General features: G+C 70.3%; 17 protein-coding genes and 2 pseudogenes. 9 read left to right on the top strand and 10 right to left on the bottom strand.

From position 1 onward, the window contains the following. Positions 1-20 precede the first annotated feature (20 nt). Positions 21-713 (top strand): hypothetical protein, encoded by a 693-nt coding sequence (locus ABZ396_RS19515; RefSeq protein ID WP_358918955.1) that lies wholly within the window; start codon positions 21-23, stop codon positions 711-713. Between the two features lie 66 nt (positions 714-779). On the opposite strand, the gene ABZ396_RS19510 is transcribed toward ABZ396_RS19515, so the two are convergent. Then, positions 780-1,082, bottom strand: coding sequence for a WXG100 family type VII secretion target (locus ABZ396_RS19510; RefSeq protein WP_358918953.1), 303 nt, complete (start codon positions 1,080-1,082; stop codon positions 780-782). A gap of 242 nt (positions 1,083-1,324) precedes the next feature. Here ABZ396_RS19510 and ABZ396_RS19505 point away from each other — a divergent pair, with 242 nt between their 5' ends. Beyond that, on the top strand, positions 1,325-5,890 hold the full coding sequence (locus tag ABZ396_RS19505) for an FtsK/SpoIIIE domain-containing protein (RefSeq protein ID WP_358918951.1): 4,566 nt from the start codon (positions 1,325-1,327) through the stop codon (positions 5,888-5,890). A 14-nt stretch (positions 5,891-5,904) separates the two neighbouring features. Here the strand turns inward: ABZ396_RS19505 and ABZ396_RS19500 are convergent, their stop codons facing one another. Both ABZ396_RS19500 and ABZ396_RS19495 read right to left on the bottom strand, forming a co-directional pair. Next, positions 5,905-6,213 carry a hypothetical protein gene (locus ABZ396_RS19500; RefSeq protein WP_358919105.1) on the bottom strand — a complete coding sequence of 103 codons (309 nt, stop codon included), beginning with the start codon at positions 6,211-6,213 and terminating at the stop codon, positions 5,905-5,907. 44 nt (positions 6,214-6,257) lie between these two features. Then, positions 6,258-7,106 (bottom strand): menaquinone biosynthesis protein, encoded by an 849-nt coding sequence (locus ABZ396_RS19495; RefSeq protein WP_358918949.1) that lies wholly within the window; start codon positions 7,104-7,106, stop codon positions 6,258-6,260. A gap of 318 nt (positions 7,107-7,424) precedes the next feature. On the opposite strand from ABZ396_RS19495, the gene ABZ396_RS19490 reads away from it, so the two are divergent. From ABZ396_RS19490 to ABZ396_RS19475, 4 genes and pseudogenes are all read left to right on the top strand, one after another. Next, on the top strand, positions 7,425-7,628 hold the full coding sequence (locus tag ABZ396_RS19490; RefSeq protein ID WP_003992177.1) for a cold-shock protein: 204 nt from the start codon (positions 7,425-7,427) through the stop codon (positions 7,626-7,628). 606 nt (positions 7,629-8,234) lie between these two features. Next, on the top strand, positions 8,235-8,873 hold the full coding sequence (locus ABZ396_RS19485) for a class I SAM-dependent methyltransferase (RefSeq protein ID WP_358918947.1): 639 nt from the start codon (positions 8,235-8,237) through the stop codon (positions 8,871-8,873). Between the two features lie 44 nt (positions 8,874-8,917). After that, the gene (locus ABZ396_RS19480; protein WP_358918945.1) at positions 8,918-9,172 is read left to right on the top strand and encodes a helix-turn-helix domain-containing protein; all 255 of its coding nucleotides are present in this window, start codon (positions 8,918-8,920) and stop codon (positions 9,170-9,172) included. A gap of 22 nt (positions 9,173-9,194) precedes the next feature. Beyond that, positions 9,195-9,431: pseudogene (locus tag ABZ396_RS19475) on the top strand (response regulator transcription factor); the annotation flags it as partial. A gap of 75 nt (positions 9,432-9,506) precedes the next feature. Here the strand turns inward: ABZ396_RS19475 and ABZ396_RS19470 are convergent. Then, entirely contained in the window at positions 9,507-10,376 is an 870-nt protein-coding gene (locus tag ABZ396_RS19470; protein WP_358918943.1) for an NAD(P)H-binding protein, read from the bottom strand. A 139-nt stretch (positions 10,377-10,515) separates the two neighbouring features. Here ABZ396_RS19470 and ABZ396_RS19465 point away from each other — a divergent pair, with 139 nt between their 5' ends. Beyond that, entirely contained in the window at positions 10,516-11,241 is a 726-nt protein-coding gene (locus tag ABZ396_RS19465) for a helix-turn-helix domain-containing protein (RefSeq protein WP_358918941.1), read from the top strand. A gap of 67 nt (positions 11,242-11,308) precedes the next feature. Further along, positions 11,309-11,428: pseudogene (locus ABZ396_RS19460) on the top strand (3-beta hydroxysteroid dehydrogenase); the annotation flags it as partial. Positions 11,429-11,441: 13 nt separating this feature from the next. On the opposite strand, the gene ABZ396_RS19455 reads toward ABZ396_RS19460, so the two are convergent. Further along, positions 11,442-13,352 carry an AMP-dependent synthetase/ligase gene (locus ABZ396_RS19455; protein ID WP_358919094.1) on the bottom strand — a complete coding sequence of 637 codons (1,911 nt, stop codon included), beginning with the start codon at positions 13,350-13,352 and terminating at the stop codon, positions 11,442-11,444. A 406-nt stretch (positions 13,353-13,758) separates the two neighbouring features. Here ABZ396_RS19455 and ABZ396_RS19450 point away from each other — a divergent pair, with 406 nt between their 5' ends. Further along, positions 13,759-14,598, top strand: coding sequence for a MaoC/PaaZ C-terminal domain-containing protein (locus ABZ396_RS19450; protein ID WP_358918939.1), 840 nt, complete (start codon positions 13,759-13,761; stop codon positions 14,596-14,598). Positions 14,599-14,636: 38 nt separating this feature from the next. On the opposite strand, the gene ABZ396_RS19445 is transcribed toward ABZ396_RS19450, so the two are convergent. From ABZ396_RS19445 to mqnE, 5 genes are all read right to left on the bottom strand, one after another. Next, a complete protein-coding gene (locus ABZ396_RS19445) occupies positions 14,637-15,287 on the bottom strand; it encodes a TetR/AcrR family transcriptional regulator (RefSeq protein WP_358918937.1) in 651 nt (216 codons plus the stop codon). Positions 15,288-15,336: 49 nt separating this feature from the next. Next, the gene (locus tag ABZ396_RS19440; protein WP_358918935.1) at positions 15,337-15,672 is read right to left on the bottom strand and encodes a DUF4229 domain-containing protein; all 336 of its coding nucleotides are present in this window, start codon (positions 15,670-15,672) and stop codon (positions 15,337-15,339) included. Between the two features lie 89 nt (positions 15,673-15,761). Continuing rightward, positions 15,762-16,286: a GNAT family N-acetyltransferase gene (locus ABZ396_RS19435; protein ID WP_358918934.1), complete on the bottom strand. Its 525-nt coding sequence runs from the start codon at positions 16,284-16,286 to the stop codon at positions 15,762-15,764. A gap of 16 nt (positions 16,287-16,302) precedes the next feature. Beyond that, positions 16,303-16,953: a UdgX family uracil-DNA binding protein gene (locus tag ABZ396_RS19430; protein WP_358918932.1), complete on the bottom strand. Its 651-nt coding sequence runs from the start codon at positions 16,951-16,953 to the stop codon at positions 16,303-16,305. A 106-nt stretch (positions 16,954-17,059) separates the two neighbouring features. Then, on the bottom strand, positions 17,060-18,223 hold the full coding sequence (mqnE, locus tag ABZ396_RS19425; RefSeq protein ID WP_358918930.1) for an aminofutalosine synthase MqnE: 1,164 nt from the start codon (positions 18,221-18,223) through the stop codon (positions 17,060-17,062). Positions 18,224-18,239 lie beyond the last annotated feature (16 nt).

Below are 18,239 nucleotides of genomic sequence, written 5' to 3'. Positions count from 1 at the left end.
ACTTGGAAGGTGGGACGGGTTTGTCCACGAGCACCGACCGCACCGTACGGGACCGACTCGGCGTCACACCCGACGCAGCGGCCTGGTGCACGATCGGCAAGATCCCCGAGCCGCCCGCCGAAGTACACCGGGCAGCCGGGTCCGAGCCCTTGCGTCCTTCCTCCGTGAGGCCGCTCGGCATGCTCGGCGTCGCTGTGGGAACGCCCCTGCTGTTCATCGGCAAGTTGCTGAGTCTCCTGGGCGCGGGGGAGGAGGCCCTCAGGCGCATGCTGTCCACCACAGGGGAACAGGAGCGTCACCGCGCCGCGAAACTCGACGAGAAGCGGCGAGACGAGGCCATCGTCGAACTCGGTCTCGACAAGACGTTCGACGGCGACTGGAACGGGGCCGCCGGTCGCCTCCTCCTGCAGTGGTACAGCCATTCCTCCCACCACCAACGCCTGGTCGCCCTTGCCGGGAACCACATCGTGCTGGCCGCTCCGCCCAAGCGCGTGTCCATCCGCCGGGATGCACTCATGCAGGTCGTCGACGAGATTCCCGCCGGGGACGCCGTCCTTGTGGACCCCCTCCCCGAGTTCGAGAACGACCGGCTGCTCCTGCGCTTCAAGGACGGCTCGTGGCTCACTCTGACGACCGAGGAGTGGCGCAGCGAGCTGCACACCTACCTGATGCGCCATCCGAAGCCGGGCGAGACCCGAGCCACCGAAGCCTGACAGCCGGGTGCCACCGAGCACTTGACGCGCTCAGTCGCACCCGGTCGTTCGAAGACCTCGGACTTACTAACCCTTGGCCTGCTTCGCCAGCGAGTCGTCCAGCTGCTCGTACGCTTCCTTGGCCTTCTTCAGGAAGTCGGAGAGACCGTGCAGACCCTGGATCGTCTTCGTCGCGCCCTTCGTGAAGTCCTTCATGGAGTCGTCGTACGCTCCCGAGGCCTTCTGGGTGGTGAAGCCGTTCTCCACCAGGGCGGAGACGCGCTTCTCGACGTTCTTGATCTTGTCTTCCAGGTCGTGCATGTCCTTGATCAGGTCGCCTGCGACCTTCTCCATCTCGGCATAAGTAAGGTCCGTGTCTTTGCCGGCCATGACGGCTCCCTCCCGTTGGTGTGGCCGCAGGGCCTTCCCCCGTGGCACTCTTCGCACGGATCCGCGGCCATGGCTCGGCCGTCCGCACGAGCAAAGATCCTACGGGTGGGACGCACGGGACCGCACGGTCCCCGTGCGAGGAATCGTGAACCGCAGCAGTCCCGTTGCATCCTGGAAAGCCCATCCGGCTAGGGTCCGGCTAAGGTCACTTCGAATGTGCCGGGCCTGCGAGGAGGACGAACGTGCGCCTGAGTCTGACCGTCGTCGACCCGGTCGGCGGTGCCACCGCCGACGTCGTGCTCGACGCAGATCCCGAGTCGACGGTCGGTGACGTCGCCCGGGAGTTGGCCCGGCAGGTCGGTCTGGGCTACCCGGACGGCAGCGAGGGCGCCCAGGTCATACCCATCGGCGCCCACAGGGGGGCCGCGGCTGTCCAGACGTCCGGTCCCCTCGCCTACGTCGACGGCTACGCCCTCGATCCCGCCGCCACCGTCGTCGGATCGCCGCTGCGCGACGGTGTCGTCGTCAGCCTGCACGACCCGGCCGGGTGCGTGCTCGGCGAGCCCACCGGAATCGTCGAGTTCCGGGTCGCGGGCGGTCCCGCCGCCGGTGCCGTGCACCGCCTCGGCGTCGGGCGGTACGACATCGGTACCGGCCCCGCCTGCCACATCCGCGTCGAGGACCCCGAGTTGCCCGCCCGCGCCGCCACCCTCGCCATCGCCATCGACGGCACCTGCAAAGTCCAGATACACAGCGACGACGCCCGGCTGGACGGGGAGGAGTTCGAGAGCGGCGGTGACTGGCCCCTCGACTCCCAGCTCGCCCTCGGCAACACCCTTCTCGAGATCACCGGGTACTCCCCGCCCAACGCGGCCCTCAAGTGGTCGGACGACGGTGCCGGGCTCGACTACAACAGGCCCCCGCGGCTGCGCCCCGCCGAGCGCCAGACGCACTTCTCGCTGCCGAACCCGCTCAGCGACTACGAGGCCCGTCCGCTGCCCTGGCTGATGGCGCTGCTGCCGCTCGTCGGTGCCGTCGTCTCCGTGATGATGTTCGGGCGCTGGTACTACCTGATCATGGCCGTGATGAGCCCGGTCATGCTCTTCGGCAACTACTTCATGGACAAGAAGCACGGGCGCAAGTCCCATGCGAAGCAACTCAAGGAGTACAAGGAGCACAAGGCCCGGATCGACAAGGACGCGCAGGACGCCCTGGCGGCCGAACGCAGCGACCGTCGGGCCGCCGTACCGGATCCCGCCGCCGTGCTGACGTACGGCACCGGACCGCGCACCCGGCTCTGGGAACGGCGCCGCACCGACGCCGACCATCTGCTGATCCGCTTCGGCACCGGGCGCGTCCCCTCCGAGGTCGAACTCGACGACCCCGAGCAGGACGAGCACAAGCGCAAGGTCCGCTGGTACATCGAGGACGCCCCGGTCGCGCTGTCGCTGCGCGATCTCGGGGTCATCGGCGTCGCCGGGCCCGGTGACGCGGCGCATGCGCTGGGGCGTTGGGCGGTCGCCCAGACGGCCGTCCTGCACAGCCCCATGGACGTGCAGTTCTACGTCCTCACCGACAACGACGCCGGCGCCCGCTGGGACTGGGTGCGCTGGCTGCCGCACTCCCGCCCCGGCGGCGGCCAGGACGTGAACGTCCTCATCGGCACCGACTCCGAGACCGTCGCCGCCCGCGTCGGCGAGCTCACCCAGCTCCTCGACGGCCGGCAGAAGGCCCTCCAGCAGGGCGGCCGCAACAAGACCGACGGGCCGGCCTTCTCCGATCCGGACATCGTGATCGTGTGGGACGGGTCGCGGCGGCTGCGGTCCATGCCCGGTGTCGTAAGGCTGTTGAAGGAAGGGCCGGGGGTGGCCCTGCGCTCCATCTGTCTCGACGAGGAGGAGCGGTTCCTGCCGGGCGAGTGCCAGGGTGTCGTCGTCGCCGAGCCACGGGCGGCCAAGGATGCCCCCGCCACGGCCGTGGCGCAGCAGGCGGCCGGCGGCTTCCCTTCCTTCCAGGCCTGGCATTCGCAGGCCCAGCAGGCCGAGGAACAGGCCTCGCAGCAGCTGGAGTTGCGGCTGCGCGTCGAGCAGAGCGGGGCGCTGCGCAAGCGCGACGTACGGCCCGACTTCGTCTCCCCCGCCTGGTGCGCCCGCCTCGCCCGCTCCCTCGCGCCCCTGCGTGACATCAGCGGCGAGACCGAGGACTCGGCGCTGCCCGCCGCCAGCCGGCTGCTCGACGTGCTCCAGCTGGAGCCGCCCACGCGGGACGCGATCGCCGCGCGGTGGCGGATGGGCGGGCAGTCGACCATGGCGGTCGTCGGGGAGTCGTACGACGGTGCGTTCGGCATCGACCTGCGGCGTGACGGGCCGCACGGCCTCATCGCCGGTACGACCGGTTCCGGTAAGTCCGAGCTGCTGCAGACCATCGTGGCCGCGCTGGCGGTGGCGAACACGCCGGAGAACATGACCTTCGTGCTCGTCGACTACAAGGGTGGCTCGGCGTTCAAGGACTGTGTGAAGCTGCCGCACACCGTGGGTATGGTCACCGACCTCGACGCCCACCTCGTGGAGCGGGCACTGGAGTCCCTGGGCGCGGAGCTGAAGCGGCGCGAGCACATCCTCGCCGCCGCCGACGCCAAGGACATCGAGGACTACCAGGACCTGGTGAGAAGGGATCCGTCCCGCTCCCCCGTGCCCCGACTCCTCATCGTCATCGACGAGTTCGCGTCGATGGTGCGGGACCTGCCCGACTTCGTCACCGGTCTCGTCAACATCGCCCAGCGAGGGCGGTCCCTCGGGATCCACCTCCTCCTCGCCACGCAGCGGCCCTCCGGTGTGGTGTCCCCCGAGATCCGTGCCAACACCAACCTCCGTATCGCGCTGCGCGTGACCGACGCCGGTGAGTCGACCGACGTCATCGACGCGCCGGACGCCGGGCACATCGCGAAGAGCACGCCGGGCCGGGCGTACGTCCGGCTCGGGCATGCCTCGCTGATTCCCTTCCAGTCGGGACGGGTCGGCGGCAGGCGGCCGGGGGCGGCGGACCCGGCGACCCTCGCGCCCTGGGCCGGTGCGCTGTCCTGGCAGGACCTCGGGCGGGCCGCGCTGCGCAAGCCCAAGTCCGAGACCAAGGAGGACGACGAGATCACGGACCTGAAGGTGCTGGTGGACGCCGTACGCGAGGCCAACACCGCGCTCGCGATCCCGGCGCAGCACTCGCCGTGGCTGCCCGCCCTCGACGACATGCTGCTGCTCGACGACGTGCCGGCCGCCCCGGCGCAGGGTGCGCTGCCCGCCGCCCCGTACGGTGTCGAGGACCTGCCCGCCGACCAGGCCCGCCGTGCGGTCGCCGTCGACTTCGCGACCTTCGGGCATCTCATCATCGCCGGTGCCCCGCGCACCGGACGTTCGCAGGTGCTGCGCACCATCGCCGGTTCGCTGGCCCGCACCAACTCCTGCGCGGACGTGCATCTGTACGGCATCGACTGCGGCAACGGCGCGCTGAACGCGCTGACCCGGCTGCCGCACTGCGGTGCGGTCGTCGGCCGTAACCAGACCGAGCGCGTCGAGCGGCTCATGGCCCGCTTGTCGGGTGAGCTGAGCCGCCGTCAGGAGTCGCTGGCCGACAAGGGGTTCGCGGACATCGGGGAGCAGCGGGCCGCCGTTCCGGAGGCGGAGCGGCTGCCGCACATCGTGCTGCTTCTCGACCGCTGGGAGGGCTGGCTGCCGACCCTCGGCGAGCTGAACCACGGTGATCTCACCGACCAGATCATGGTGATGATGCGGGAGGGCGCGAGCGTGGGTATCCATCTCGTCCTCACCGGTGACCGGCAGATCCTGGCCGGCCGGATCTCCTCCCTCACGGAGGACAAGTACGGTCTGCGGCTCGCGGACCGCGCCGACTTCTCGATGCTGGACATCAACTCCCGCAAGGTTCCCGAGGAGATCCCGCCCGGCCGCGCCTTCCGCAGCGAGACGGCCGCGGAGACCCAGTTCGCGCTGCTGTCCGCGGACACCACCGGTCAGGGCCAGGCCGCCGCGATCGTCGCGATCGGCGAGGCGGCCGAGGCCCGGGACGCCCAGGTGCCGCGTTCCCGGCGCCCGTTCCGGGTGGACGTGCTGCCCGGCCGGATCTCCTTCGAGGACGCGTGGGCGATGCGGGATCCCGCCACGGCCGCCGCTCCGCTGTGGGCGCTAGTGGGTGTCGGCGGCGACGAACTCACGGCCTTCGGACCCGACCTGGCGCAGGGCGTGCCCGCGTTCGTGATCGGCGGTCCCGCCAAGTCGGGCCGGTCCACCACCCTGCTGGGCTTCGCCCGCTCCTACCTCGCCAACGGCGTGCGGATCGTCGTCGCCGCGCCCAGGATGTCTCCGCTGCGCGGACTCGAGGGTCAGGAAGGCGTGCTGAAGGTCTTCACCGGGCGGGACATCGACGAGGACGAGCTGACCGAGGTCATCGCGTCGGCGTCCCCGGCCCAGCCCATCGTCGTCCTGGTCGACGACGCGGAGGTGCTGGACGACTGCGACGCCGGGGATGTCTTCAAGCGGATCGTCGAGAGCGGGACCGAGGAGGGTCTCGCCGTCGTCATCGCCGGTGACGAGGACGAGATCTGCGACGGCTTCTCCGGCTGGCAGGTCGACGCGAAGAAGGCCCGCCGGGGCATCCTGCTCTCCCCGCAGGAGTCCGGCTCCGGGGAGCTGATCGGCATCCGGACGACACGGGCCATGGTGGGCGGGCCGATCCAGCCCGGCAGGGGCATGCTGCATCTGGGCAGCGGGGAGCACGTCACGGTGACCACCCCGCAGTAGTCGTACGGGGGGGCTCAGCCCCCCGCCCTCGACATCATCGCCACCGCATTCCCCTCCGCCGAGCTGTTGGACGTGTAGATCAGCTCGCCGTCGCTCGGGGTCAGGTACACGGTGTTCGGGCCGGGGTCGCAGCCGTCGTGGTTGCCCTCGGTACCCGCCGTGGACGCGACGAGCTTCTCGGCGGTCACCGACTTCTTCACGGCGACCGTCCGGCCGCCGGCCGAACGGCCCAGATAGACGCGGCCCATGCCGCCGGAGCCGAGCCGGCCGAGCAGCCGGTACGGCCCGACGGCCGTAGGTTCGTCACCCGCGAGCGGCTGCATGCCCCCACCCCCCAGTAAGAGTCCGGGCAGCAGCCTATTGCCTGTCAGGCCTCCAGCAGTTCGACCTTCACATCGGCGGCGAACCCGGTCGTCGGGCCCACTCGGCGGGCGAACTCCGTTACCGCGGCCAGCTGCGGTGCGGCGAAGCTGAAGTCGAGGGTGGTGAAGTACTGGGCCAGGGTCGCCTCGTCGAAGGCCTCCCAGCGGGCGGCCTGTTCGGCGACCTTGGCGACCTCCTCCAGGGAGAGGTTGCGGGAGGCGAGGAAGGCGCCGTGCACCTCGCGGGTGATGTTCGGCTCGCGCTCCAGGTAGTCCCGGCGCGCCGCCCACACGGCGAAGACGAACGGCAAGCCCGTCCACTCCTTCCACAGCGCGCCGAGGTCGTGCACCTGGAGGCCGTAGCGAGGGGCGTCCAGCAGGTTGGCGCGCAGGGCCGCGTCGCCGATGAGCACCGCCGCCTCCGCGTCCTGCATCATCAGGCTGAGGTCGGGCGGGCAGGTGTAGTAGTCGGGCTGGACGCCGTAGCGGTCGGCGAGCAGCAGCTGGGCCAGGCGGACCGAGGTGCGCGAGGTCGAGCCGAGGGCGACCCTGCGGCCGTCCAGCTGGTCCAGCGGGACCTGCGAGACGATCACGCAGGACATCACCGGGCCGTCGCAGCCGACGGCGATGTCCGGGAAGGCGACCAGGTCGCCGGCGTTACGCAGGAATTCGACGAGGGTGATGGGCCCGATGTCGAGGTCGCCGCGCACCAACTGCTCGCTGAGCTTCTCAGGGGTGTCCTTGGTCAGCTCGAAGTCGAGGAGGGTGCCGGTTCTCGCGAGCCCCCAATAGAGGGGCAGGCAGTTCAGGAACTGGATGTGGCCGACGCGCGGCCGGGTGCGAGAATTGTCCACATCGCGACACTAGACCCCATGGGGTACGGTGCTTGGACCGCCCCCGCCGTCGGCACCGAAGCCACCCCGGGCGTCAACCCACTCGCGAGGCCGTTCAAACGTCCGGGTGACGTGATCTTGGCCTCTGTTGCTTTCGGCTGCCCACATGCTAGGCTCGCCGCAAGTTGCAGTTTGGTTTCCCTTGCAGTACAGAGCCTGCGGAGCATGTAACCGCGGGCTCTCGTCGTTTTCAGACGTATGCAGTTGTGCGGCACTTAGTTTGTTTTCACACTTGCAGGTTCTGGAGCAGGGCGACCCTTTTGAGCCCAAGGAGGGCTTATGGCTACCGGAACCGTTAAGTGGTTCAACGCCGAAAAGGGCTTTGGCTTCATTGCCCAAGAGGGCGGCGGCCCCGACGTCTTCGTTCACTACTCCGCGATCAACGCGAGCGGCTTCCGTTCGCTCGAGGAGAACCAGCAGGTGAGCTTCGACGTCACGCAGGGTCCGAAGGGCCCTCAGGCAGAGAACGTCACCCCCGTCTGATCCCACTGATCCAGACAAACCCAAGTCTGATCGCAGACTGAGTGCAGTACCCAAGGAGCCCCGCGCCTTCCGGCGATGGGGCTCCTGCCCTTTTCACGCCGACCTCGATGTGCTGCATAACGAGCACAGAAGTGATGCCGGGCATCGGCGCCCTACAGGAATACGGAATATCCCCGCGATACGTCAGGTAATCCCCGGGGTTCCATTCGACGGTCTCTTCGCGTGGCCCCGCCTTCACTGTCCGCCGCATGCGACGAGATGCTCGGCGGTCCCCCGAATGCCCGGCCCGGACGTCAGGCCGGTCGGGTGTCTCGGACGTCGCGGACATCTCGTCGTTTGCTCCCCCGGTACGCGGGCGTACGACGCGCGGCCCTGCACGGCCGGGCGGAGATCCCGGCCGCGTCCAGAAGCCGGCGTCGGCGGGGGCGGTGGTCCTGCCGGTGGCTCTGCCGATGACTGCTGGTGACTGCTGATGGCTCTCCTGGCGACCGGCGCACTGACCGGGGCCGGCGTGCCGGCCGAGGTGGCCTACTGGCCATGGGGTCTGCGGACAGCGGGAGCCGGACAGCCGTCCGTTGTCAGTGGCGGCGGCTAGGGTCCGCCGACATGACTGCCGACTTCCTCGCCGCCACCCGCACCTTCTACGACACGGTCGCCGAAGACTACGCCGACCACTTCCGCGCGGACCTCACCCCCAGGCCGTTGGAGCGGGCCCTGTTGGCCGCGTTCGCCGAACTGGTCGGTGAGGGCGGCGAGGTGGCCGACCTGGGCTGCGGCCCCGGCCGGGTCACCGCCCGGCTGGCCCGTCTGGGGCTGTCGGTCTTCGGCCTCGACCTGTCCTCGTCGATGCTGGCCATCGCCCGCCGGGAGAACCCCGACCTCCGCTTCGTACAGGGCTCGATGCTGGAGCTGGAGGTGGCCGACGGGGCGCTCGACGGGGTGCTGTGCTGGTACTCGTCCATCCACACGCCTGATGACCAGCTTCCGGTGTTGTTCGGGGAGTTCCGGAGGGTGCTGCGGCCGGGAGGCCCGCTGCTGCTGGCGTTCCAGGTGGGGGACGCGGCACGGCGGCACGAGGATCCATGGGGGCACCCGGTGGCGCTGGACTTCGAGAGGCGGCGGCCGGAGGACATGGCACGGCTGCTGACGGAGGCCGGTTTCACGCTCCGCTCCCGCACGGTCCGGGAAGCCGATACGGCCCTCAGCGAATCGAGCCCCCAGGCGTTTCTGCTGGCGACGGGCTGAGGGAGAAGACGGCGCAGAAGGTCCGGGCGGCGACCTACGACGCGATGATCGCGCTCGCGGAGCGGGACGGGTACGAGGCGGCCGCGCTGGAGCGGGTCGCCGAGCGGGCCGAGACGGCGGTCTCCACGGTCTGCCGGTACTTCGCGAACAAGGACGCGATCCTGCTCGACCCGGTCGAGCGCACCGTCGGCGTGCTCGCCGGGCACCTCCGGGCCCGGCCCGAGGGGGAGGACGTCGCCGTCTCGCTGGGTGGGCCGTGCACGCCGTCCTCGACCTGGGTCCGCAGCAACTGGGCCTGATCCGTCGGCTGCCGGTTTCCAGATGATCCTCGGCGCCCAGCCGGGCATCCGGGTCGTGGGGGTGGCAATCGACGGCGCCGAGTGTGTCGAGCCGGCCCGGCGGCTGAGGCCCGATGTGGTGCTGGTCGACATCCGGATGCCCCGGCTGGGCGGACTGGAGGTCACCCGGACGCCGACCGCCGGACGAAGCAGCGGCTACGGGCCGAACGTCGTCGTCACCACCTTCGACCAGGACGACTACGTACGGGACGCGCTGCGGTTGGCGACGCACGCCGGTCACCGTGCGCGTGGTGAAGACGGGCGGGGCGTGCCCCGGCCCGGCCGGCGCTGCCTCTCACCAGCCGGACAGCCGCTCGCGCAGCAGGGTGCGCCTGCTGACGGGTTCGCGGCCGATCAGGTCCGCCAGGGTCGGGTCCACGGTCGCGAACTCGCCCTCCCGGCTCGCCGCGAAGATGCTCAGGAGTTGGTCGGCCAGGTCGGCGGGCGCGCCGCTGTCCACCAGTTGAGCGCGGAACTTGTCGTCGGGAGCGGTGGTGCTGGTGATGGTGATGGTGCGGCCCGTGATCTCCGTGGCCAGGGCGGCGATGTCCGCGAAGGTGAGCGCCTCGGCGCCCGTCAGCGGGGGTGTCGGTCCCTCGAAGCGGCCCTCGTCGGCGAGGATCACGGCGGCCGCCTCCGCCAGGTCGGCGTGGGCCGTCCAGCTGACCGCGCCGTCGGCCGGCAGGACGGCTTCTCCGGACTCCAGGCCATGGCCGAGGAACTGGAGTGCGCTGGTGGCGTAGAAGCCGTTGCGGAGCGAGGTGTGGGGAACGCCCGAGGTCCGGAGCGCCTCCTCGTCGGCCGCGTGGTCACGGCAGGCCTGGAAGCGGGAGGTGGGGCTCGCGCCCATATGGCTGGTGTAGAGGATGCGGCGGGCGTCGGCCGCCACGGCCGCGTCGATCGCGGTGCGGTGCTGTCGTACGGCCTCTTCGCCCATCTTGTCGACGGAGACGACGAGGACCTGAGTGGCGCCCTCGAAGGCGTGGGCCAGGCCGGCCGGGTCGGTGAAGCTGCCCTGCCGTACCCGCACGCCCCGGGCGGCGAAGGACTGCGCCTTCTCCGGGTCACGGACGCTGACACCGACCCTCTCTGCCGGTACGCGGTCCAGCAACCGCTCGACGATCTGCTTTCCGAGCTGTCCGGTCGCTCCGGTCACGATGATCACGATGTCCTCCAGAGAGGGGGGTTTGTCGATGGCGCGATGGCGCTCCCGATGGCGCTACGGATGATCCGCTATCGCCGGAAACACTTTCAGCGTAACATCGATACTAACGCTGGAATCAAGTACGCGATATCATTGATACATGGCCTCCGGATCACGTGACACGACCAGCGCTGCCAGCGGCGCCGCCTCCGACACCCGCCGGCGCGTCATCGACGCCGCCATCGGGCTGCTGGAGCGCGAGGGGCGGGACGCGGTCACCACCCGGGCGGTCGCCGTCGCCGCGGGGCTGCAGCCCCCGGCCATCTACCGGCTGTTCGGCGACAAGGAGGGGCTGCTGGAAGCGGTGGCCGAGCACGGCTTCGCCGCGTTCCTCGCGAGCAAGCGCATCGACCCGGACCCCGAGGACCTGATCCAGGACCTGCGGGACAGCTGGGACCTGGCGGTCGAGTTCGGCCTTGAGAACTCCGCGCTCTACTCACTGATGTACAGCGACAGCACGCGCAGTGACTCGGCCGCCTTCCGGACGGGACTCGGGATACTGAAGAGCCGCGTCCGGCGGCTCGCCGCCGGTGGCCGGCTGCGCGTCAGCGAGGCCCTCGCGGCCAACGTCATCCACGCCACGGCCCGCGGCGCCGTCCTCACCTGGCTCTCCACGCCGGAGTCCGAACGTGACCCGGCCCTGCTGACGACCCTCCGCGAGGCCATGGTCACGGCCATCACCAACGAGAAGCCCGCCGTACGCACCGCCGGTCCGGCCGGTGCCGCCCGCGCCCTGCGCGCCAGCCTCCCCGACCAGACGACCCTCAGCCGCGCGGAACAGCACCTCATGAGCGAGTGGCTGGACCGCCTGGCCGACGGAGCCTAGAGCACCCACCCCTCGGCGCCCAGCTCCGCCGCCCGTTCCTGCAGATCGCGCAGCACCGCTTGCGCGGGACGGCACGAACCGCCGGCCTTCCGGCCACACCCTCGATGTGGCCCGGGCCTTCCGGCCGGCGCTGGAGAAGGCACCGCCGGGCACCCGGTGGCACCCGGCCGGGGACGAGGGCATCCCGGCAGCCCGGCGGGCTACCTGTGCTTTGTGTAGAGGCTCTCGATCTCCGTCGCGAAGTCCTTCATGATCGCCTTCCGGCGCAGCTTCATCGAGGGGGTGAGGTGCCCGGCCTCCTCGGTGAAGTCGACGGGGAGCATCGTGAAGCGGCGGATGGACTCGGGGCGGGAGACCAGCTTGTTGGCGTCGTCGATGGCCCGTTGCAGGATCGCCTGCAACTCGGCGTCGTCCAGGAGGAGTTCCGCGGGGACCGGGTGCTTGCCGTTCATCTGCCGCCAGTGGGTGAGCCCCTGCGGATCGAGGGTGACCAGCGCGGCGACGTACGGCAGGCCGTCGCCGACCAGCATCACCTGCGATATCAGCGGGTGGGAGCGCAGCCAGTTCTCCAGCGGGGCGGGGGCCACCGACTTGCCGCCGGCCGTGATCAGCATCTCCTTCTTGCGGCCGGTGATGGTGAGGTAGCCCTCGTCGTCGAGTTCGCCGATGTCTCCGGTGGCCAGCCAGCCGTCCCTGGTCGCCGGGACGACCCCGCCGGCCTGCGGGTCCCAGTAGCCGCGCAGCACATGGTCACCGGCGACGAGGATCTCGCCGTCGGCGGCGATACGGACCTTGGTCCCGGGCATCGGCCAGCCCACCGTGCCCAGACGGGGTTTGAGGGGCGGGGTGACCGTGGTGGCGGCGGTGGTCTCGGTCAGGCCGTAGCCCTCGTAGACCTCGATGCCGGCGCCGGTGTAGAACGCGGCGAGGCGGCGGCCCAGCGGGGAGCCCCCGCAGATGATGTGGCGGACGCGGCCGCCCATGGCGCTGCGGATACGCCGGTAGACCAGCGGGTCGTAGAAGGCGCGGGCGGTCTTCAGGGCGCGGCTCGGGCCGCTGCCGGTGCCGGTCTGCTTGGCCTCCAGCCTCTCGCCGTACTTCTGCGCGACGCTCGTGGCCCGGTCGAAGACCGAGACCCGGCCGCCCGACTCGGCCTTGGCCCGGGCGGCGTTGAAGACCTTCTCCAGCATGTACGGGATGGTCAGGAGACAGGTCGGTTTGAAGGCCGCCAGGTCCGGGAGGAGGTCCTCGGCCTTGAGGCTGGGGGCGTGGCCGAGGCGGACCCGGGCACGGATGCAGGCGATCGCCACCATCCGCCCGAAGACGTGGGACATGGGGAGGAAGAGGAGGATGGAGACCTCCTCGTTGTTGCGGGCCTTGAAGATCGGGTAGAGGAGTTCGATCGCGTTGTCGACCTCGGCGAAGAAGTTGCCGTGCGAGAGGGCGCAGCCCTTGGGGCGGCCGGTGGTGCCCGAGGTGTAGACGAGGGTGGCGATCGTGTCCGGGCCCAGCATGCCCCGCCGTACGGCCACTTCGGCGTCCTGGATGTGCCCGCCCGCCTCCGCGAGCCGGTCCACGTGCCCCTTCTCCATCACCCACAGGTGGCGCAGATCGGGCAGCCGGTCCAGTTCGGGGCCGAGCGCGGCGGCCTGGGCGGACTCCTCGGTGACCAGGGCGACCGCGCCGGAGTCGTGCAGGATCCAGCGGGTCTGGAAGACCGACGAGGTCGGGTAGACCGGGACCGTCACCAGACCGGCCGCCCAGGCGCCGAAGTCGAGGAGCGTCCACTCGTACGTCGTCCGGGCCATGACGGCGATCCGGTCGCCCGGCATCAGCCCTTCCGCGATCAGCCCTTTGGCCACCGCCAGCACCTGCGCGGCGAACCCGGCCGCCGTCACCTGCTCCCAACGGCCCTCACCCGCCGCCGGCTTGCGGCTGAGCACGATCGTGCCCGGATCCGCCTCCGCGTTCTCGAACGGCAGGTCGGCGAGCGAGCCGTGCCGCACCAGTGGCGAGAACGGTGGTACGGAGGCCTCCCGTACCACCCCGCCCAACCGCTGGACGTGGGGCTCGACCAGGATCGGCTTCCCGTCGTAGTCCGTGGCCTGGATCGCGGCGCCCGAGGAGACGGGGGCTGCGTTCTGGAAAGAGGAAATGGACACGGGGCGGCTCCTCGGGCGTGCAGCGGGTGAACTGCTTGCTGCATCTCGTACGCGCCTCGCACACCGAGGCGTTCACCAGGCCGGGCCTCGGAAAAGGGTTACCGGGGGTTAGTTCTGGAGATCGTACGGGGCCGCTGTGGCGGGGTTGTGGGGTTTCGGGGATGGTACGGGGCCGGGGCTGTGCAATCCCGGAGGTTACGTGAGGGACTCTCACATTAGGCCCCACTGCAGGACCTGACGGCTGTGACGTAGATTTACCTGCGGTAACCTTACTCCAGAGTCAGCAATCGGGCGATCTGGGGGACGGAATGACGGACCGCTGTCCGGGCCGGCGGGCGCCGGAAAGGCCTGCCCGGTGATCGTCCTCGGTAGCGCGCCCGCCCTCGCGCCCCTGCTCGCCCGTGGCGCGTTGCGGTCACCCTTCAAGAAGCCGGCCGCCGACGCCTCGTTCCCCCGCACCCGCCTCGTACTGCCCTCGCTCCGCCCCGACTTGGGGAGGCTCGCCGCCTACGAACGCGTCTGCGGATTCGCCACCGGCGACGACGGGCTGCCCATCACCTACCCGCACGTCCTCGGGTTTCCGCTGGCCATGCGGCTGATGAGCGCCCGGGACTTTCCGCTGCCGTTGTTGGGGCTGGTGCACACCTCCGTCGAGATCGAGCGGCATGCCGGGCTGCCCGGTGACGGGACGTACGAACTCTCCGTCGGCATCGAGAAGTTGACCCCCCATCGGCGCGGCACCGAGGCCACCGTCGTCACCGAGGCGCGCGTCGGTGACGACGTCGTATGGGAGTCGCGAAGCAGGTATCTGGCGCGGCACCGGACCACGGCGGGCCGCGTCGACGCGCCCCGGGAGGACCGGAACCCCCTGCCCGTCGTCGAGGAGTGGAGGATCGCCGGGGATGTCGGCCGGCGGTACGGCGCCGCCTCCGGGGACCGCAACCCCATCCATCTCCATCCGCTCACCGCTCGGCTCTTCGGCTTCCCCCGCGCCGTCGCGCACGGCATGTGGACCGTGGCCCGGTGTCTCGCCGCGCACGGTGTGCCCGAACGGACCCGGGTGGAGGCGGAGTTCCGGGCGCCGGTGCTGCTGCCCGGCACGGTGACGTACGCGGCGGACGGGGCCGGGCGGTTCGAGTTGCGGGGCGCGAAGCGGGTGCATGTCGAGGGGCGGGTACTGCCGCTCACCGCCTGAGGCGTGACGCGGGCCGCCGTTCGGGCGGCTTACGGTGATCAGGAAACCGTGATCGGAGGCACCCACGGCCGGCCGTCCATCAGGTTGCCGAGGCCCGCCCACGCGAAGTTCATCAGGGTCGCCGCCGCCTCTCGCGCGGTGACACCGGGAGTGACGTTCGCCCAGGCGGCGAGGGACTCGGCGGCGCCGACCAGGGCTTCGGCGAGCCCGGCGACCTCACGCTCGGGCAGGTCGGGATCGCGCCGCGCGTCACGCGCGGCAACGACGATGAGCTGGGTCACGAACTCCACGATCTCCGTGCGCATCGCCGCGACCTCGGAGGCGAACCGCTCGCCGTGCGTCCGCGCCTGCAGATGCAGCACCGACCAGCCGTCGGGGTGTTCGGCTGTGTGCGCGAAGAACGCCTGGAGGCCGTCCCAGAGTTGACGGTCGGCGGGCAGGTCCCGGCGGACGCCGGTACGGATCGCCTCGGTCAGCGCCTTGGCCTCACGGCGGATGCACGCCGTGAACAGGTCGTCCTTGGAGTTGAGGTACAGATACACCAGCGGCTTGGAGACACCGGCGAGTTCGGCGATCTCGTCCATCGACGCGGCCATGTAGCCGCGCTGCCCGAAGGTCCGCACGGCCGCGTCCAGCATCTGCTGCTCCCGGACCGCCCGCGGCATGCGCTTGGTCTTCACGGCACCCATGAGGGAAAGCGTAAAGGGGGCCGGGGGGCAAGCGAGTCGCCCGGGAACCTCAGGAAGAGGTCTGAGCCTGCCCCTGGGGCTGCGACTGAGCCTGGGACTGGGCCTGCGCCGCCTCGTCGACCGCGTCGTCCTCCTGGCTGCGGTTGGCCTCGATGTTGGCCTTCATCCGGTCGACCCGCTGTGCGACCTGGACCGAGGCGCGGTCCCGCTCCTTGCGCAGCAGGACGAAGCTGACCGGCGCCGACAGGATGAAGGAGAGCAGCAGGACCCACAGGAAGTTGGAGTCGCCGAAGCCACGCGGGAACGCGCCGGCGTAGACGAGGCCCCAGACGAGGAGGAGGCAGCCCGCGAAGATACCGAGGCGCATCAGCGTGTAGCGGAGCATCTCAATCCAGTCTTCCGATGACGAAAAGGGGCACCGTCCAGTGAAGCACGGTGCGGGACCGATCTTGCACCGGGGTCTGCTCAGGTCAGTCAGGTCAGGGGGAGCAGCATGGTGATGTCGTCGCGGTCGTCGCCGGGTGCGACGCGGATCGCGGCGGGGACGCGGCCGACCTCCTGGTAGCCGCAGGAGGCGTAGAACCTCTCCAGGCCGTGGCCGCCGCGGCAGCCGAGGCGTATCGCGTCCATGCCGTCGAATCCGCGGGCCGCGTCGGCGGCGGCCGCGAGCAGGTCACGGCCGTAGCCCTGCCCCTGGTGCTTCGGGTGCACCATCACCGTGTACAGCCACACCCAGTGCTTCATGAGCCGGTGCGTGTTGAAGGAGAAGAAGGCGGTGGCGGCGACGGTACCGGCCTCGTCATGGCCGACCAGGAGCCGGTTGCGGCCCTCGGCCATGGCGACGAAGTGCTTGACCAGTTCCGGGCGGATGTCCTCGGGGGTCACGGGGGCGACGAAGCCGACGGCTCCGCCGGCGTTGGAGACGTCCGTCCACAGGTCGAGGATGCCGTCGCGGAGGGCGGGGGTGACGGCGGGATCCAGGGTGAAGGTAAGGGGCATGGGCGCATGGTATCTATTACGAGAGCGCCTGTGCAGCCACTTTCAGATCGGCGACGAATCCCTGGTAGGCCTGCTCCCGGTCCTCCGAGCGCAGCACGGAGGAGGGATGGACGGTGGGCACCAGCCGCTCCATACGCCCGTGGATCTCCCGCTCCAGCACGGTCCCGCGCACCTCGCCCACCCGGAACGAGGAGCCGAGCAGGGCCTTGCCGGCGGTGGCACCGAGCACGACGACCAGTTCCGGCGCCACGACGGTCAGCTCGGCGGCGAGCCAGGGGGCGCAGGCCGCCATCTCCCGCAGGGTCGGGGCCTTGTGGATACGGCGCTTACGGGGTTCGGTCCGGGTGAACTTGAAGTGCTTGACGGCGTTGGTGACATAGGTCTCGGCCGGGTCGATGCCGGCGTCGTCGAGAGCCTTGCCGAGCAGCCGCCCGGCGGGCCCGACGAAGGGCTCGCCCTGCCGGTCCTCCTGGTCGCCGGGCTGCTCTCCGACGAGCATGACCCGGGCGGGCGCCTTGCCCTTCCCGAAGACGGTCTGGGTGGCGTCGCGGTGCAGGGGACAGCCACGGCAGCAGGCGGCGGCCCGGCGGAGAGCCGCGAGGCTGAGCCGGTCGGGGAGGAAGGGGGCGGCGGTATAGGCGTCCTCCGGAGTGCTGGTGGTGGACATGAGGGCCGGGTACCCGCCGCAGCGGCGCGGACTCGTCCCGACCGCGGGTGGGCCCTGGCCCGTCGGTGCAGTACCTCGCGGGGGACCGGGGGCAGGGCCCCGTGCCTCACACCCGCATCGGCTGCGGGGCCTCCCTGCGCGCCGGGTCCGGGCCGTCGTACTCCCGGATGATCTCGTAGCGCGTGTTCCGCTCCACCGGCCGGAAGCCGGCGTCACGGATGAGGTCCAGCAGGTCCTCGCGCGTCAGCTTGTTCGGCGTGCCGTAGTTGTCCGCGTCGTGGGTGATCTTGTACTCGACGACCGAGCCGTCCATGTCGTCGGCGCCGTGCTGGAGCGCCAGCTGCGCCGTCTGGACGCCGTGCATGACCCAGAAGACCTTGACGTGCGGGACGTTGTCGAACAGCAGCCGGGAGACCGCGAAGGTCTTCAGGGCCTCGGCGCCGGTCGCCATCTGCGTCCGCGCCTGGAGCCGGTTGCGTACCTTGCCGTCCTTCATGTCCACGAAGTCGTGCTGGTAGCGGAGCGGGATGAATACCTGGAAGCCGTTCGTCTCGTCCTGCAGTTCGCGCAGCCTCAGGACGTGGTCCACCCGGTGGCGCGGCTCCTCGATGTGGCCGTAGAGCATGGTGCAGGGGGTCTTCAGGCCCTTCTCGTGCGCCAGGCGGTGGATGCGGGACCAGTCCTCCCAGTGGGTGCGGTGGTCCACGATGTGCTCACGGACCTCCCAGTCGAAGATCTCCGCACCGCCGCCGGTCAGGGACTCCAGACCCGCGTCGATCAGCTCGTCGAGGATCTCGGAGGCCGACAGACCGCTGATCGTCTCGAAGTGGTGGATCTCCGTGGCCGTGAACGCCTTCAGCGAGACATGCGGGAGGGCCGCCTTGAGTTCCCTGAGCGAGCGCGGGTAGTACCGCCATGGCAGGTTGGGGTGCAGGCCGTTGACGATGTGGAGTTCGGTGAGGTTGTCCGACTCCATCGCCTTGGCGAGCTTCACCGCCTCCTCGATGCGCATCGTGTACGCGTCCTTCTCGCCCGGCTTGCGCTGGAACGAGCAGTACGCGCACGACGCGGTGCACACGTTGGTCATGTTGAGGTGGCGGTTGACGTTGAAGTGGACGACGTCACCGTTCTTTTGCGTCCGCACCTCGTGGGCGAGGCCGCCCAACCAGGCCAGGTCGTCCGACTCGTACAGTGCGATGCCGTCCTCACGGGTCAGCCGCTCACCGGCCCTGACCTTCTCCTCCAGCTCGCGCTTGAGCCCGACATCCATGGCCACACCTTTCTCC

Source organism: Streptomyces sp. NPDC005866 (assembly GCF_040629895.1).
In the GTDB taxonomy this organism is placed as follows: Bacteria; Actinomycetota; Actinomycetes; order Streptomycetales; family Streptomycetaceae; genus Streptomyces.
This window is presented reverse-complemented; position numbering and strand designations above follow the sequence as displayed.

Excerpts from the sequence above, each read along its gene's own strand:
- mqnE (WP_358918930.1), bottom strand. The coding sequence starts at position 18,223 with ATGGATGTCGGGCTCAAGCGCGAGCTGGAGGAGAAGGTCAGGGCCGGT.
- ABZ396_RS19435 (WP_358918934.1), bottom strand. The coding sequence starts at position 16,286 with ATGCCCCTTACCTTCACCCTGGATCCCGCCGTCACCCCCGCCCTCCGC.
- ABZ396_RS19490 (WP_003992177.1), top strand. The coding sequence starts at position 7,425 with ATGGCTACCGGAACCGTTAAGTGGTTCAACGCCGAAAAGGGCTTTGGC.
- ABZ396_RS19510 (WP_358918953.1), bottom strand. The coding sequence starts at position 1,082 with ATGGCCGGCAAAGACACGGACCTTACTTATGCCGAGATGGAGAAGGTC.
- ABZ396_RS19465 (WP_358918941.1), top strand. The coding sequence starts at position 10,516 with ATGGCCTCCGGATCACGTGACACGACCAGCGCTGCCAGCGGCGCCGCC.
- ABZ396_RS19445 (WP_358918937.1), bottom strand. The coding sequence starts at position 15,287 with ATGGGTGCCGTGAAGACCAAGCGCATGCCGCGGGCGGTCCGGGAGCAG.
- ABZ396_RS19485 (WP_358918947.1), top strand. The coding sequence starts at position 8,235 with ATGACTGCCGACTTCCTCGCCGCCACCCGCACCTTCTACGACACGGTC.
- ABZ396_RS19430 (WP_358918932.1), bottom strand. The coding sequence starts at position 16,953 with ATGTCCACCACCAGCACTCCGGAGGACGCCTATACCGCCGCCCCCTTC.
- ABZ396_RS19440 (WP_358918935.1), bottom strand. The coding sequence starts at position 15,672 with ATGCTCCGCTACACGCTGATGCGCCTCGGTATCTTCGCGGGCTGCCTC.
- ABZ396_RS19480 (WP_358918945.1), top strand. The coding sequence starts at position 8,918 with ATGATCGCGCTCGCGGAGCGGGACGGGTACGAGGCGGCCGCGCTGGAG.
- ABZ396_RS19500 (WP_358919105.1), bottom strand. The coding sequence starts at position 6,213 with ATGCAGCCGCTCGCGGGTGACGAACCTACGGCCGTCGGGCCGTACCGG.